General features: G+C 74.6%; 13 protein-coding genes, 2 tRNA genes and 1 pseudogene. 10 read left to right on the forward strand and 6 right to left on the reverse strand.

Translation table 11 applies throughout. The features are described 5' to 3' along the window. Positions 1-112 precede the first annotated feature (112 nt). From AS188_RS08185 to AS188_RS08195, 3 genes are all read left to right on the forward strand, one after another. Entirely contained in the window at positions 113-1,438 is a 1,326-nt protein-coding gene (locus AS188_RS08185; RefSeq protein ID WP_083529341.1) for an MFS transporter, read from the forward strand. A gap of 121 nt (positions 1,439-1,559) precedes the next feature. Continuing rightward, positions 1,560-3,431, forward strand: coding sequence for a DNA primase (dnaG, locus tag AS188_RS08190; protein WP_058858447.1), 1,872 nt, complete (start codon positions 1,560-1,562; stop codon positions 3,429-3,431). A 100-nt stretch (positions 3,432-3,531) separates the two neighbouring features. Then, positions 3,532-3,604 (forward strand) — tRNA-Asn (locus AS188_RS08195). A 178-nt stretch (positions 3,605-3,782) separates the two neighbouring features. On the opposite strand, the pseudogene AS188_RS08200 reads toward AS188_RS08195, so the two are convergent. The 5 genes and pseudogenes from AS188_RS08200 to AS188_RS08220 all read right to left on the reverse strand — a co-directional run bounded on the left by AS188_RS08200 (position 3,783) and on the right by AS188_RS08220 (position 6,788). Further along, positions 3,783-4,700, reverse strand: a pseudogene (locus AS188_RS08200) (amidase). Between the two features lie 37 nt (positions 4,701-4,737). Continuing rightward, a complete protein-coding gene (locus AS188_RS08205) occupies positions 4,738-4,920 on the reverse strand; it encodes a hypothetical protein (protein ID WP_058858449.1) in 183 nt (60 codons plus the stop codon). 114 nt (positions 4,921-5,034) lie between these two features. After that, positions 5,035-5,391: a hypothetical protein gene (locus AS188_RS08210; RefSeq protein ID WP_058858450.1), complete on the reverse strand. Its 357-nt coding sequence runs from the start codon at positions 5,389-5,391 to the stop codon at positions 5,035-5,037. Between the two features lie 662 nt (positions 5,392-6,053). Then, positions 6,054-6,263 carry a hypothetical protein gene (locus AS188_RS08215; protein WP_058858451.1) on the reverse strand — a complete coding sequence of 70 codons (210 nt, stop codon included), beginning with the start codon at positions 6,261-6,263 and terminating at the stop codon, positions 6,054-6,056. 69 nt (positions 6,264-6,332) lie between these two features. After that, positions 6,333-6,788, reverse strand: a complete 456-nt coding sequence (locus AS188_RS08220; protein ID WP_058858452.1) for a hypothetical protein — start codon at positions 6,786-6,788, stop codon at positions 6,333-6,335. A gap of 334 nt (positions 6,789-7,122) precedes the next feature. On the opposite strand from AS188_RS08220, the gene AS188_RS08225 reads away from it, so the two are divergent. From AS188_RS08225 to AS188_RS08245, 5 genes are all read left to right on the forward strand, one after another. Continuing rightward, complete coding sequence (locus AS188_RS08225) at positions 7,123-7,515, forward strand: hypothetical protein (protein ID WP_058858453.1); 393 nt, start codon at positions 7,123-7,125, stop codon at positions 7,513-7,515. A gap of 187 nt (positions 7,516-7,702) precedes the next feature. After that, entirely contained in the window at positions 7,703-8,560 is an 858-nt protein-coding gene (locus AS188_RS08230; protein ID WP_058858454.1) for a phage holin family protein, read from the forward strand. 160 nt (positions 8,561-8,720) lie between these two features. Then, entirely contained in the window at positions 8,721-9,692 is a 972-nt protein-coding gene (locus AS188_RS08235; protein ID WP_083529343.1) for a DMT family transporter, read from the forward strand. Then, a complete protein-coding gene (locus AS188_RS08240) occupies positions 9,689-10,981 on the forward strand; it encodes a glycosyltransferase (protein ID WP_083529344.1) in 1,293 nt (430 codons plus the stop codon). Before AS188_RS08235 ends, AS188_RS08240 begins: the two co-directional genes overlap by 4 nt. Before the next feature lie 35 nt (positions 10,982-11,016). Next, positions 11,017-11,090, forward strand: a tRNA-Ile gene (locus AS188_RS08245). On the opposite strand, the gene AS188_RS08250 is transcribed toward AS188_RS08245, so the two are convergent. Further along, the gene (locus tag AS188_RS08250; RefSeq protein WP_083529345.1) at positions 11,072-11,707 is read right to left on the reverse strand and encodes a M23 family metallopeptidase; all 636 of its coding nucleotides are present in this window, start codon (positions 11,705-11,707) and stop codon (positions 11,072-11,074) included. The genes AS188_RS08245 and AS188_RS08250 overlap by 19 nt on opposite strands. A gap of 422 nt (positions 11,708-12,129) precedes the next feature. Here AS188_RS08250 and rpsB point away from each other — a divergent pair, with 422 nt between their 5' ends. Together rpsB and tsf are read left to right on the forward strand one after the other, a co-directional pair. Further along, positions 12,130-12,999 carry a 30S ribosomal protein S2 gene (rpsB, locus tag AS188_RS08255; protein WP_058858455.1) on the forward strand — a complete coding sequence of 290 codons (870 nt, stop codon included), beginning with the start codon at positions 12,130-12,132 and terminating at the stop codon, positions 12,997-12,999. 105 nt (positions 13,000-13,104) lie between these two features. Continuing rightward, positions 13,105-13,935, forward strand: a complete 831-nt coding sequence (tsf, locus tag AS188_RS08260) for a translation elongation factor Ts (protein WP_058858456.1) — start codon at positions 13,105-13,107, stop codon at positions 13,933-13,935. The last annotated feature ends 265 nt before the right edge of the window (positions 13,936-14,200 follow it).

The following is a 14,200-nucleotide window of genomic DNA, read 5'->3' on the forward strand; positions in this document are numbered from 1 at the left end:
CCCGGCGGCTCCCCGGCCCGCCGTCCCGTTCAACGGGTGTGAGCTGTGCCTCACGGGTGAGCCTCCCTACACTCGTCGAGTCCGCGCCCGTCTGCCCCTAGGAAGACCACCCATGTCCTCTGCCTCCGCCAACACCCCCGCGGCGTCCCGGCGCCCCGGGGGTGCGCCGATCCTGCGCTCCCGCGCCTGGGTCGCCCCCCTGTGCTGGACCGCCGTGCTCCTCGACGGCTTCGACGCCGTGGTCCTCGGCGCCGTCCTGCCCTCGATGCTCGAGGGCGGCGCCCTCGGCATGACCACCGCCGAGGGCACGGCCGTGGCCACCGCCGGCCTCGTCGGCATGATGATCGGCGCCCTCGCCATGGGCTACCTCACCGACCGGCTCGGCCGCCGGCGGATGCTCATCGGCGCCGTCGTGCTGTTCTCGCTGCTCACCTTCGCCGCCGCGTTCTCCCCGAACGTCCTCGTCCTCGGCCTGCTGCGCTTCCTCGCCGGCCTCGGCCTCGGCGGCTGCCTGCCGACCGCCATCGCCATGGTCACCGAGTTCGCCCGCCGCGGCCGGGGCTCCAACGCCACGACCGTCATGATGACCGGCTACCACGTGGGCGCCGTGCTCACCGCCGCCATCGCGATCGTGGTCGTGCGCCAGTTCGGCTGGCAGGAGATGTTCGTCCTCGGCTCCCTGCCCGCCCTCGTGCTCGTGCCCCTGATGCTGCGCTACCTGCCCGAGTCCCCGTCCTACCTCTCCTCCGCCGGGCGCACCGCCGAGGCCCGGGCCGTCGCCGAGCACTACGGCCTCGAGCTCGAGCACCACGCCCCCGGCGAGGACGCCGCCGAGAAGGTCGGCGCCTCGCTGCTGCTCTCCAGCGGGTGGCGGCGCAACTCGATCGCCATCTGGATCGCGTCCTTCATGGGCCTGCTGCTCGTCTACGGCCTCAACACCTGGCTGCCGCAGATCATGCGCGCCGCCGACTACGACCTCGGCAACTCCCTGGGCTTCCTGCTGATCCTCAACGTCGGGGCGGTCGCCGGCCTGTGGGTCTCCGGGCGCGTGGCCGACCGGATCACCCCGCGGGTCGCCGGGATCGCCTGGTTCCTCGGCTCGGCGGTGCTGCTCGCGGCGCTCGCGGTCAAGCTGCCGCTGGCCGGGATCTACGTCATGGTCTTCCTCACCGGCTGCTTCGTCTTCTCCTCCCAGGTGCTCGTCTACGCGTTCACCGCGGCCAACCACCCGCCCCGGGTGCGGGCCACGGCCCTGGGGATGTCCGCCGGCGTGGGCCGGCTCGGGGCGATCTCCGGGCCGATCGTGGGCGGCACCCTGCTCGGCGCCGGCCTGGCCTACCCGTGGGGCTTCTTCGCCTTCGCGGCCGTCGGCGCCCTGGGCGGGCTCGCCCTGACCGGCACGCGCACCCGCCAGGAGCTGCGCGAGACCGCCCGCTGAGGCGCACGGACCGCACCCGGCGCCGGGGGCGGGGTGCGGCGGCCCGTCCGCCGTGCCCCGCCCCCGCTGCACCTCCGGGGCCCGGGCGGGCGCGTCCGCCCGCACGCCTACACTGAACCCCGTGGCAGGACTGATCAGGCGCGAGGACATCGACGAGGTCCGCTCTCGCACGGACATCAAGGAGATCGTCGACGGCTACGTCACGCTCAAGAGCGCCGGCATCGGCTCGTGGAAGGGCCTGTGCCCGTTCCACGACGAGCGGACCCCCTCCTTCCACGTGCGCCCGCAGATGGGCACCTACCACTGCTTCGGCTGCGACGAGTCCGGGGACGTCATCGCGTTCCTGATGAACATCGACCACACCACCTTCACCGAGACCGTCGAGAAGCTCGCCGCGCGGATCGGCTACGAGCTGCACTACGAGCAGGGCTCCGGGCCCAAGAGGGAGGAGGTCGGCAGGCGCCAGCGGCTGCTGGACGCGCACAAGGTCGCCGCCGAGTACTTCCAGCGCAACCTCTACACCCGCCAGGCCGGCCCCGCCCAGCAGTTCCTGGGCGAGCGCGGCTTCGACGGTGACGCCGCCCGCCGCTACGGCGTCGGCTACGCCCCCCGCGGTTGGGACCACCTGCTCAAGCACCTGCGCGGGCGCGGCTTCACCGACCAGGAGCTCAAGCTCACGGGCATGTTCTCGGAGGGCAACCGCGGGCTCTACGACCGCTTCCGCGGCCGGCTCGTGTGGCCGATCCGCGCGGTGGCCGGGGAGGTCATCGGCTTCGGCGCCCGCAAGCTCTTCGACGACGACCAGGGTCCGAAGTACCTCAACACCCCCGAGACGCCCCTGTACAAGAAGTCCCAGGTGCTCTACGGGATCGACCTCGCCAAGCGGGAGATCGCCAAGCAGCGGCGCGTCGTCGTCGTCGAGGGCTACACCGACGTCATGGCCTGCCACCTCGCGGGCGTGCCCACCGCGGTCGCGACCTGCGGCACCGCCTTCGGTCCCGAGCACATCAAGATCGTCCGCCGCTTCCTCTCCGACAGCGGGGGCGGGGGAGAGGTCGTGTTCACCTTCGACGGCGACGCCGCCGGGCAGAAGGCGGCCCTGCGCGCCTTCGAGGAGGACCAGAAGTTCGTCGCCCAGACCTACGTGGCCGTCGAGCCCCACGGCATGGACCCCTGCGACCTGCGCCTGGCCCGCGGGGACGCCGCCGTCGTCGAGCTCGTCGGGACCCGCCGGCCCCTGTTCGAGTTCGCGATCCGGGCGACCCTGAAGAACTTCGACCTCGACACCATCGAGGGCCGGATCCGGGCGATGCGCGCGTGCGCGCCGATCGTCGCCCGCATCCGCGACCGCTCGCTGCGCCCCGCCTACGCCCGGCAGCTGGCCGGGTGGCTCGGCCTGGACCCCTCCGAGGTCCAGCGCGCGGTCGACGCCGCCGGGCGCGCGCCCCGCGAGGACCGGGCCCCGGCCCGCGCGCCCGAGGCGGAGCCCGCCGCCGAGCCCGGCGGGCAGCTGCCCGACCCCCGGGAGCCGGTGGCCCGGATGGAGCGGGAGGCCCTCGAGACCGTCATCCAGTGCGCCCACCTGCTCCAGGACCGGCACTGGGAGGAGTTCGGGCTCAGCGTCTTCCGCTACCCCGTCCACGGGGCGGTGCACGACGCCGTGCTCGCCGCCCGCTCCGGGCTGCCCGCCGGCACCGCCCCCGCCGGGCAGCCGTGGGTCGACGCCGTGCGCGGGCACCTGCCCGAGCCCCTGCACGGCTACCTCGCCGAGCTGGCCGTGACCCCGCTGCCCGCGACCACCGAGTCCCAGCTCGAGCGCTACACCGCCGACATCCTCAACCGGCTCTTCGAGCTGCAGATCAACCGGCGCAAGTCCGACCGGCTCGCCGAGCTGCAGCGCACCGACCCCACCGCCCAGCGCGAGCGCTACCAGCAGCTGCAGCGGGAGCTGCTCGAGCTCGAGATGCAGCGCCGCAGCCTGCGCCCGGACTGAGCGCCGCGCCCGCCGCCCCGGGGACCGGGGACCGGGACAATTTGGCGTTCGCGCGGCGGGGACGGTACAGTGATGGCTCGTTGCACGCGTGCGTGCACGGTCCCCCGTAGCTCAATTGGCAGAGCATTCGACTGTTAATCGAAGGGTTACTGGTTCGAGTCCAGTCGGGGGAGCAGCACAGGAGGCCCTCGCCGGCGGAACAGCCGGTGGGGGCCTTTTCCGTGCCCGCCGGGGTCACCGACGGCGAGACCCACGCCGCCCGGCCGCCCGGGACGGACTGCTACGACGCCTGCTGCGTGGACGACGTCCCCGGGTGCGCCGCCGCAGCGGCGGCACAGGGTGGTGCGCTGGTCAGCCGGCGGTCACCGGAGCCGGGCGCCCGACGTGGTCGGTGGCGGTCCCGACGCCGTGGGCCGCCCGCAGCACCGTGGCCTCCTCGAAGGCCCGCCCCATCGGCTGCAGCCCGATCGGCAGGCCCTCCGTGGTGGAACCGCACGGCACGGAGGTCGCCGGCAGCCCGGTGAGGTCGCCCGGGATGCACAGGCGGGTGTGGGCCTCGGTCGCGTGCTCGCCGGCGCCGCCGGGCCACTACACGATCAGGCCGTCGGCCGGCACCGCCGGCATCGGGGTGGTCGGGGCCAGGACGACGTCGACCTCGGAGAGCACCCGCTGCCAGGCGGCCTTGATCTGCCGGCGGTGGCGGTGGGCGTCGATGTGGTCGGCGGCGAGGATCGTCTCCCCGACCTCCAGGAACGCCCGGACGTCGTCGGTGTAGAGCTCGTAGTGCGAGCGCATGGTCTCGCGGTGGTGGGCGCTGGCCTCGGAGAGCATGATCGCCCACTCGGCGGCCTTGTACCGGTCGGCCAGCGGGGCGGTGACCGGCACGATCCGCGCTCCGGCCTCCCGGTAGACCTCCACGGCCCCGGCCACCGCGGCGGCGCCCTGTGGGTCGACGTCGTCGGTGACGTAGTTGTCCGGCACCCCGACCCGCAGACCCTGCACCGCGACCGCGAGCCCGGTGGTGGATTCCTCGTCGGGACGGTCCACGCTGGCCGGGTCGCGAGGGTCGCGAGGGTCGTGGCCGGCCAGGGCGGTGAGGACCACCGCGGCGTCGCGGACGCTGCGGGTGATCGGCCCGGCGTGGTCCAGGGACCAGGACAGGGAGGCGACCCCGTAGCGGGAGGTCCGCCCGCAGGGAGGTGACCAGCTCCACGGGGGAGAGCTCCCCGGCTGCGACGGCCGTCGAGATCTGGACGAGAGTGAGCTCATACGGTTCCACGGGCAGGTCCTTTCGAAGGGGCGCCGGTCACTGGACGCGGAAGGCGAAGTCCGGCGGGGTCTCGCCCAGGCCGGTGCCGCGCAGCGTTGCCATCAGCGCCTGGACGTCGCCGGCCAACGACCGGAAGGACTCCTGCTGCTGCGGCGGGATGCCCAGCCCGGTGGAGGCGGCCACCTCGTGCCACAGCTGCGGGTTCTCGGGGACGGTCATGATTCCTCGCTTCCCTCCTGGCCCCCTCGACCGGGGAGCCGTGCTGCCAGCGAGCCAAACCGTCTCCGGGGCGACTGCTCGACCGGCACCGGGCCGGGGCTCGTCAGTGGCGACTCACCGGCGCGGGCAGCGTTCCCGGAGGATGCGCGCCAGGGAGTGCAGGCGCCGACGGGCCGGGTGGCGGGCCTCCGAGAGCCGGGGCGGGCGCGTGAGGTGGGACCAGGAGCTGTACATCGCACTGCCCTCGGTGACCGCCATGCGGTTGAGCAACGACGGCTGGCCCCCGGGACCGATGACCCGGCAGGAGACCTTGTCATAGGTGTATCCGTCGTCGAGGGTGAACGTCGTCGCCGTCTGCCGCACCACGTGCCGGGCCACGGCGTGCTCAGCAGCGAGCATCCCGGGGTGCACGATGGCCCGCGCCCCCGGATGCGTGGCACCGCCGTAGTTGACGGACAGGGGGTCTGTCATGACAGGGAGCTCCAGGTGGAGGTGGGGGATCGGCGGGAGCTCGGGAGGCGCGCGCCGGGGTCCCCACCAGGGTACGTCGGTTCCTTGACGGGTCAACCACACAGGGCGAGCCGGCGTCACAGCCCGGGCCGCCGACCGGGCGGCCCGAAGCCTCTGGCCGCTCTGCTTCGCTGTGGGCGGGCCGGTGCCGCACGCCTCTCCTGCGGCGGCTGCACCGGGTCGAGGTCGAGGGGAACCCGCAGCCGATCAACCCGCTCTGCTACGAGGACACCGCGTGCGCCCGGCGGTGTGGCCGAGGCGGTTCGCCGGAGATCGTCGGGGATTCCGGGCCGGCGACGATCACGGGCGAGCCCTCGGGCCGGTCCTCGGCGGGCGCCCGGTGTGGGGCCCGGCACGTCACGAGGGACGTCGCATCAGCAGCGGAGGCCGCCCTGAACGACACCCGCACGTCCGTCGTCGGGCCCGTGCAGGGGACGACCGGAGGAAGAAGGCGGCGCGGACCGTCCGCGCCATCGACGGCCATGACGACGCCGCGTACGCCGGGGCCCGGGCCTCCCGCCGTCCGGGCAGCGGTACGCCCTGCGGAGCCGCGGCACCGAGCGGGCGCGGTCGGCATCCTGGGGCGGACCCGGGCCGGACCGCCGCCCCGGCGACGCGGGGGACTAGCGGGAGGAGCCGCGGTCCCGCGGTTCGCCCCGGTCCCTCGGGGCGGGCGCCTCGGGCCGGCCGGTCAGCGGGCCGGCGTCCTCGTCGGCCACCCGGTCGTCGTCCTCGTCCGTGTTCGCCGTCAGGGCGTCCTCGTCGAGGACGCTCAGGTGCTCCTGCTGCTGCTCGGCCCAGGCCTGGTCGCGGTCGTCGGGCTGGTGGGTCATCGTCGCGCTCCTCGCTCGATCGGCGGTGGTGGCCCGAATCCTACGCGCCGGCCGGGGGCCCTGCCCGGTTCAGGCGGGGACGTCCTCGCCGGCGGGGCGGTCCTCGAGGACCAGGTCCCAGCCGTGCGCCCCGCGCAGGACCGTGGCGCACCGTGCGGTGCCGTCCCGGTCGAACCAGCGCAGGGCCCCCTCGCGGAGATCGACCCGGTAGCCCGACTGTGCGGCCACCCACGCGGCCTCCGCCAGGGCGTCGTCGCGGCTCTGCGGCCAGGAGAACCAGCCGACCGCGGCCGCGGCGGCGTAGCCGAGGACGAGCGCGAGGGCGAGCACGCCCAGCAGGGGCGGGACGAACGGGATCCAGGTGAGGGACACCGACAGGGGCATCCCGACGACCGCGACCACGGCCGGGTTGTTCCAGCCGCGCGGTGCGGGGGTGCGGGGAACGCGGGCCACGTCGGCGAAGACGCGCACCGGGGCGCCGGTGGCGGTCGGGCGGGATCCGTCGAAGTGCTGCTGCAGGCTCACGGTGGTCTCCAGGGGCAGGCAGGAACAGCCGCCTGCTGCGGTCGGTGGGGAACGGGATCGGGGAGCCGGCACGGCGGTGGCTGCGCGCGCGTTTTCCGGGCCCCCCTCTGGTGTACCACCGGGGACGTCCGGGAGCGTCGTCGGGGGACCGTTCGTTTGCTCACACGGGACCCGCGGTACCGCCGAGGTCGCCCCCCGAGGTGGGTGCCCTCGATGACGACCCGGTAGTAGTTCCCGTCCGTGACGGGACCGTGAAGACCCCGAGATCCGTACTGCTTTGTAGCGCTGACCAGGAGTTTTACCTTGGTGACACCTACTCGGGTTGGGGGAAGCCATGAAGAGTCTGCGCACGATCGTCACCGGCCTCGCGGTCACGGGGCTGCTGGCCGCGGGAACCGTCCCGGCCGTCGCCGACGGCAGGGACGGCAGGGGTCACAAGGACGAGCACATCAAAGTGGTCCTCGTCGAGAAGCACGCGAGGAGCGGGCACAAGAAGGTCGTCGAGGAGAAGAAGGTCGACCTGAAGGAGGCCGCCCGCTACGCCGACCGCAAGTGCGAGGACGGCCACTACTGGAAGTTCTACCGGACCGCCAAGTGGGTCGAGGAGAAGGACAGGAAGTGGGTCGAGGTCTGCTCCTACGACCACCGCCACAACAAGCACAAGGACTACTACGTCTACTTCTCGGACGTGGATGCGAAGAAGCACGACCACCACGGCAGGCGCTGAGGTCCCTGCGGACGCCGTGAGCGGGAGGACCCGCCCGGGACGACCGGGCGGGTCCTCCCGTGCGTGCGGCCGGACCGTGTCCCCGGCCGTCGCGGCCGGCGGCCCGGTGCGCGCCCGGCGGCGCCGTCCCCGGTGGTAGCTTTGTGCTCAGTCAACGTACTATCCACGAGCATCCACGGAGGCGGGCATGAGTCACTCGGTAGGCCCCGGCACGGCCGGCACCTCGAAGGCGGGGACGGAGCACTCCGACCCCGGGGAGGCGTCGATCCTCGACGTCGTCAAGGTCTTCGCCCGGCTGCTGCCGAAGCAGCTGAAGGACGAGGCGCAGCTCGCCAAGCTCGAGCTCACCGACAAGGCCAAGACCCTCGGCAAGGGCGCCGCGTTCGTCGCCGTCGGCCTCGTGTTCCTGCTGCTGGCCACGATCGCGCTCGTGGGCGCGGCCATCGCCGGTCTCGCGCAGGTCATGCCGTCGTGGCTCGCGGCCCTGCTGCTCGCCGTGCTGTTCCTCGTGGTGCTCGCCGTGGCGGCGCTGATCGGCGTCTCGACGATCAAGAAGGCCCTGCCGCTGGTCCCGCGCAAGGCCGTGTTCGGCACCAAGTACGACCTCGGCGTCGTCAAGGAGGGCTCGGCCTACACCGAGGCGCGCGTCCAGCGCGAGGAGCAGCTGGCCCGCGAGCGCAAGGAGCAGGAGAAGCGCGAGGCCGCGCAGGACCCCGCCCGCCAGAAGCCGCCGGCTCCCACCGAGGAGCAGCTGCGCCACCGCCTGAAGCTGCGCCGCGAGCACCTGAAGACCCTGCGCGACGACGTCCAGGGCCGCGCCGAGACCATCCAGGCCGCGACCAAGGGCTTCGTGGACCGCACCGGGCGCACGGTGCGCTCGACCCCGAAGGACGTCCGGTCCGCGATGGGCGCCGCCCGCGGCACCCGTCCGGCCGGCGCGAGCGGCGGGCAGGGCGCGGGGCTGGGCGGGCGCTGGCAGCCGCTGACCGTCCTCGCCGTGGCCGGCAGCGCGTTCGTGGTGTTCCTGCGCAAGCTCTTCCGCTGACGCAGGGCCACGGCCGCGCCGTGGAGAAGAGCCCCGAGGGCCCGGGAGCACGCCGCTCCCGGGCCTTCGCCGTGCGTTCACCCGGAGGCCACGCGGGCGGGCGGGTCCGCCGGGTCCGCCCCGATAGACTCGCCGCTGTGGACGAAGGACGGTGGTCGGGATGAACCAGTGGCTGGCCGTCGTCCTCGCCGTCGCCTCGGCGCTGTGCCTGGCCGTGGGGACGCAGCAGCAGGGCACCGCCGTGGCCGACCGCGTGCCCGGCCGGCTGAGCCCCCGTGCCCTGCCCGCCCTCCTGCGCAGTCCGCGCTGGCTCCTGGGCCTGGGGCTGCTGGGGGCCGGCACGGCGCTCAACGTCACCGCCCTCGGTCTCGCGACCGTGACCGTGGTCCAGCCCATCGGCGTGGTGGCGCTCGTGGTCACGACCCTGCTCCACGCACGCCACCGGCGGCTGCGGATCAACCGCCGCACGTGGGCCGCGATCGGGATGTGCACCGCCGGCGGGGCCGTGTTCGTCACCTGCGCGGTCTCCGCCACCGACCCCGCACGCACCATCTCGCGGTGGGCCGAGCACACGGTCGTGCTGGCCCTCGTGGTCCTCGTGTGCGTGCTGGGCACCGCCGCCCTGCTGTTCCGCGGCAGCCTGGGCGGGACCTTCTACGTGGTGGGTGCCGGGATCCTCTACGGGTTCGTGGCCGTGCTCGTGCGCCTGACCCTGACCCGGATCCAGGGCAGCACCGGCGGGCCGCTGGACGACGTCAACTGGGCCGCCGTGGGCGTGGGCGCCGCGGCGGCGGTGCTCGGCGGGTGGTTCGTGCAGAGCGCCTTCGCCGGCGGGCCGCCCGACGTGGTGATCGCCGGGCTGACGGTCCTCGACCCGATGGTGGGCGTGCTGCTCGGCATGCTGGTGCTGGGGGAGGCCGCCGACGGCTTCTCCGTGGTCACCGGCGTGCTCATGGCCGTCGCCGGCGCCGTTGCTATAGTCGGGGTCGCCGTGCTCTCGCAGCACCACCCGGAGGTCCTCGCCCGCCGTGCGGCCCCCGCCGGGCCGCGGCCCCCCGCCCCCGGCGCCCCGGCGGCGGACCCCGCAGCCCCTGACCGCGCAGCACTCCACCGACCGGGAAGCCACGCTTGAGCGCCGAGACCACGACCCCCGACCGGCCCCTGACCGTCCTGCTGGGCGCGGAGACCTACCCGCCCGACGTCAACGGCGCCGCGCAGTTCGCCCACCGCCTCGCGCGCGGCCTGCACGAGCAGGGCCACCGCGTGCACGTGGCGTGCATGCGCCCCGAGCCGGGGCCGTCGCAGCGGCGGGAGGACGACGGCGTGGTCGAGCACCGCCTGCGCTCCCACCACGCCTTCACCCACCCCTACTTCCGGCTGTGCCTGCCCTGGGAGGTCCTCGGGCCGATCCGCCGGATCCTCGACGAGGTGCGCCCGGACGTGGTGCACGTGCAGTGCCACTACATCCTCGGGCGCCTGCTCGTGCGCGAGGCCCGCCGCCGCGGCATCCGCACCGTGGGCACCAACCACTTCATGCCGGAGAACCTCGAGCCGTTCCTGCCCTTCCCCGGCTGGTTCCTGCGCTGGTACCGGGGCGTGTCGTGGCGGGACATGGTCCGGGTGCTCGGCCGCTGCGACGTCGTGACGGCCCCGACCCCGCTGGCCGTGGCCACGATGCGGGAGAACGGCTTCCCGGACTCGGTGCTGGCCGTCTCCAACGGGATCCGGATCGGCGACTACGAGCCGCGCCCGGGGGAGCGGGCCGGCGCGCCGGACCGGCCCACCGTCCTGTTCGTGGGCCGGCTCGCCGTGGAGAAGAACGTGGACGTGCTCGTCGAGGCCGTCGCCCGGCTGCGCCGCGAGCACGGCCTGGACGTGCGCGCCGAGCTCGCCGGCGACGGCGAGCAGCGCCCCCGTCTCCAGGAGCTGGCCCGCCGCCACGGCGTGGCCGACCGGGTGGACTTCCTCGGCCACGTCAGCGACGAGCAGCTGCGGGAGGCCTACCTGCGGGCCGACGTGTTCTGCCAGCCGGGCACCGCGGAGCTGCAGTCGCTGGTCACCCTCGAGGCGATGTCCGCGGCCCGTCCCGTGGTCCTCGCCGACGCCCGCGCCCTGCCGCACCTGGTGGACGAGGGCGTCAACGGGTGGCTGTTCGCCCCCGGCGACGCCGCTGACCTCGCCGAGAAGCTGGCCCGGGTGCTCGGCGCCCCGCCGCAGGAGCGGGCCCGGATGGGGCGGGCCAGCCGGCGCAAGGTCGAGCGGCACAGCTTCCCGCGCACCCTCGAGACCTTCGTGCGGCTCTACCGCGGGCAGCCGGTGGAGCAGGCTCCGGGGCCGCACGCCCACGACGGCGGGGACCGGCCCCGCCGGCTCCTGCGGCTGCGCGGCCCGCGGCCGGTCCGGGCCGCGCGCGTGCGGTAACGTGGAGCTGCGCCGCCGGGGCCCCGCCCCGGCGCGGGGCCGTAGCTCAGCTGGTCAGAGCAGAGGACTCATAATCCTTCGGTCGCGGGTTCAAGCCCCGCCGGCCCTACCCCCCGCACCCGAGAGGCCCCGGACCCCGTCCGGGGCCTCCGCTCGTCGCCGCCCGGCCAGGTCCGCGGGCACGGGCAGCAGCACCGAGGGCTCCAGGGCGCCGACGAACAGCAGCGGGTTGAGGTAGTCCCGGTCGCGGCGCACGCCCCAGTGCAGGCAGGTTCCCGGGTCGCAGTGGTCCCGGCCGCGCAGGGTGCCCACCGCCTGGCCGCGGCGCACGCGGTCCCCGGGCCGCAGGGAGGACTCCACCGGCTCGAAGCTCGAGCGCAGCCCCGCCCCGTGGGCCACGGTGAGCACCGGACGGTCGACGACGACCCCCGACCAGCTGACGGTGCCGTCGGCGGGGGAGCGCACGACCGCCCCCGGCCCGGCGGCCAGGTCCACGCCCCGGTGCCCGCGCAGCCACCGCTCGGCCGGCGGCGCCCACGCCCCCACGACGCGCGGCCGCGGGAGCAGGGGCCACGCCCAGCCCGCCGGGGCGGTCGCGGCCGGGGGAGCGGGTGCGGCCCCCGCCGGCGCGGGCGGCCCCGGCAGCAGCAGGGCCGGGAGCAGGAGCACGAGGGCGGCCCGGGGCAGGACGCGGCGGGCGGGGGAGCGCGGGGGCAGGACGGCCATGGCCCCACCGTGGCCCGGGCGCGCACCGCGGGGAGGGGCGCGTGCGCCTGTGGGCGCAGCCGGCGGCGGGGCCGGCGGTGTGCAGGAGGGATCCCGGCCCTGTAGTACACTCGGGGGCGCAGTCTGCTCTCTGCGCCCCTGTGGCGTGCCCTTCCGTCCCCGACCGGCCCCGGCCGGACACCGGGACGGGGCGGCGAGCGGCTGACTTCGCGCGCAGCGCCGCCGGGAACTCCTGCTCCCGGCCCGGCCGCCTCCGGTCCGCGCCCCGCACCGGCGGGACGCGGCAGGCGGCCGGCGGCGGACCCCACCCGGGTCCGGCCCGCCGCTGCGCCAGGGGCTCGTCCGCCGGACGCAGCCGACAACCGTGGAACCGCGGCCGGGCGCACGAACGCGCCCGGGCGCACGAGAGACCAGGAGACGACATGTCCGTCGTTACCATGCGCCAGCTGCTCGACAGCGGCGTGCACTTCGGCCACCAGACCCGCCGCTGGAACCCGAAGATGAAGCGCTTCATCTTCACCGAGCGCAACGGCATCTACATCATCGACCTCCAGCAGTCGCTGTCCTTCATCGACCGCGCCTACGAGGCCGTCAAGACCACCGTCGCCCACGGCGGCACCATCCTGTTCGTCGGCACCAAGAAGCAGGCCCAGGAGGCCATCGCCGAGCAGGCCACCCGCGTGAACATGCCCTACGTGAACCACCGCTGGCTCGGCGGCATGCTCACCAACTTCACCACGGTCTCCAAGCGCATCGAGCGCATGAAGGAGCTCGAGGAGATCGACTTCGACGACGTCGCCGGTTCGCAGTACACCAAGAAGGAGCTGCTGCTGCTGCGCCGCGAGAAGGAGAAGCTGGAGCGCACCCTCGGGGGCATCCGCAACCTGACCCGCACCCCGTCGCTGATCTGGATCGTCGACACCAAGAAGGAGCACCTCGCGGTCGACGAGGCGCAGAAGCTGGGCATCCCGGTCGTCGCGATCCTCGACACCAACTGCGACCCGGACGAGGTCGCCTTCCCGATCCCGGGCAACGACGACGCCATCCGCTCCGTCAACCTGCTGACCCGCGTGATCGCCGACGCCGTGGCCGAGGGCCTGATCGAGCGCCACAACCGCCGCACCGGCGGTGGCGAGGCCGCCGCCGAGCCGATGGCCGAGTGGGAGCGCGAGCTGCTCGAGCAGCACAACGCCGAGCAGAACGCCCCGGCCGCCGAGGCGCCCGCCGCGGAGGCGCCCGCCGCGGAGGCCCCGGCCGCCGAGGCCCCGGCCTCCGAGACCGCCGCCGAGTAGTCCCGACCACCCCTTCTTCCCCGGTGCGGCCGTGCGCCGCACCGGGGCCGGCCGGGGCGGCCGCGCGCCGCCCCGGCCGGCCCACCGACAACGTGAGGAGTTCCCATGGCGAACTACACCGCCGCTGACATCAAGGCCCTGCGCGAGCGCACCGGCGCCGGCATGCTCGACGTCAAGAAGGCGCTCGACGAGGCCGACGGCGACCTGCAGAAGGCGCAGGAGATCATCCGCGTCAAGGGCCTCAAGGGCGTCACCAAGCGCGAGGGCCGCGCCACCGCCGAGGGCCTCGTGGCCGCCCGCGTCGAGGGCACCGTCGGCTACATGGTCGAGGTCAACTCCGAGACCGACTTCGTGGCCAAGTCCGCCCCGTTCGTCGAGTTCGGCACCAAGGTCCTCGACGCCGCGGTCGCCGCCGGCGCCTCGACCCTCGAGGAGCTGCTGGCCGCCGAGATCGACGGCAAGCCCGTCTCCGAGCACGTCGTCGACGCCGGCGCCCTGCTCGGCGAGAAGATCGTGGTCCGCCGCATCGCCCGCGTCGAGGGCGAGAACGTGGCCGTCTACCTGCACAAGACCTCCAAGGACCTCCCGGCCCAGGTCGGCGTGCTCCTGGCGGTCTCCGGGACCGACGCCGCCCAGGTCGCCCACGACGTCGCGGTGCACATCGCCGCGCTGTCCCCGACCTTCCTCACCGAGGAGGACGTGCCCGCCGAGACCGTCGAGTCGGAGAAGCGCGTCGCCGAGGAGACCGCCCGCGCCGAGGGCAAGCCGGAGAAGATCATCCCGAACATCATCGCCGGCCGCCTGAAGGGCTACTACAAGGACGTCGTCCTGCTCGACCAGGACTTCGCCAAGGACTCCAAGAAGACCGTCGGCAAGGTGCTCGAGGAGGCCGGGGCCACCGCCACCGCCTTCGCGCGCTTCCGCGTCGGCGCCTGAGACCGGCCGCCGGGCAGCGCCCGGCACCGACCACGAGGGAGGCTCCCCGTCCGCGGGGGCCTCCCTCCGTCGTGCGGCGCCCGGCTCCCGGGCCCGGACGACGGCGGGGCCGGCCCCCGGTGCCCCGCCCGGCGTTCTGTATGCTGAGGAGGGCCCGTCCCGCCTCCCCCGCACGCCCCCGTGCGGGCGGCAGGACCCGCGCCCGCCCACACCGCACCGTCGTCGCCGGGAGGAACCCATGCCCACCACGTCCGCCTCCGAGATC

This window comes from Kocuria flava, from assembly GCF_001482365.1.
In the GTDB taxonomy this organism is placed as follows: domain Bacteria; phylum Actinomycetota; class Actinomycetes; order Actinomycetales; family Micrococcaceae; genus Kocuria; species Kocuria flava.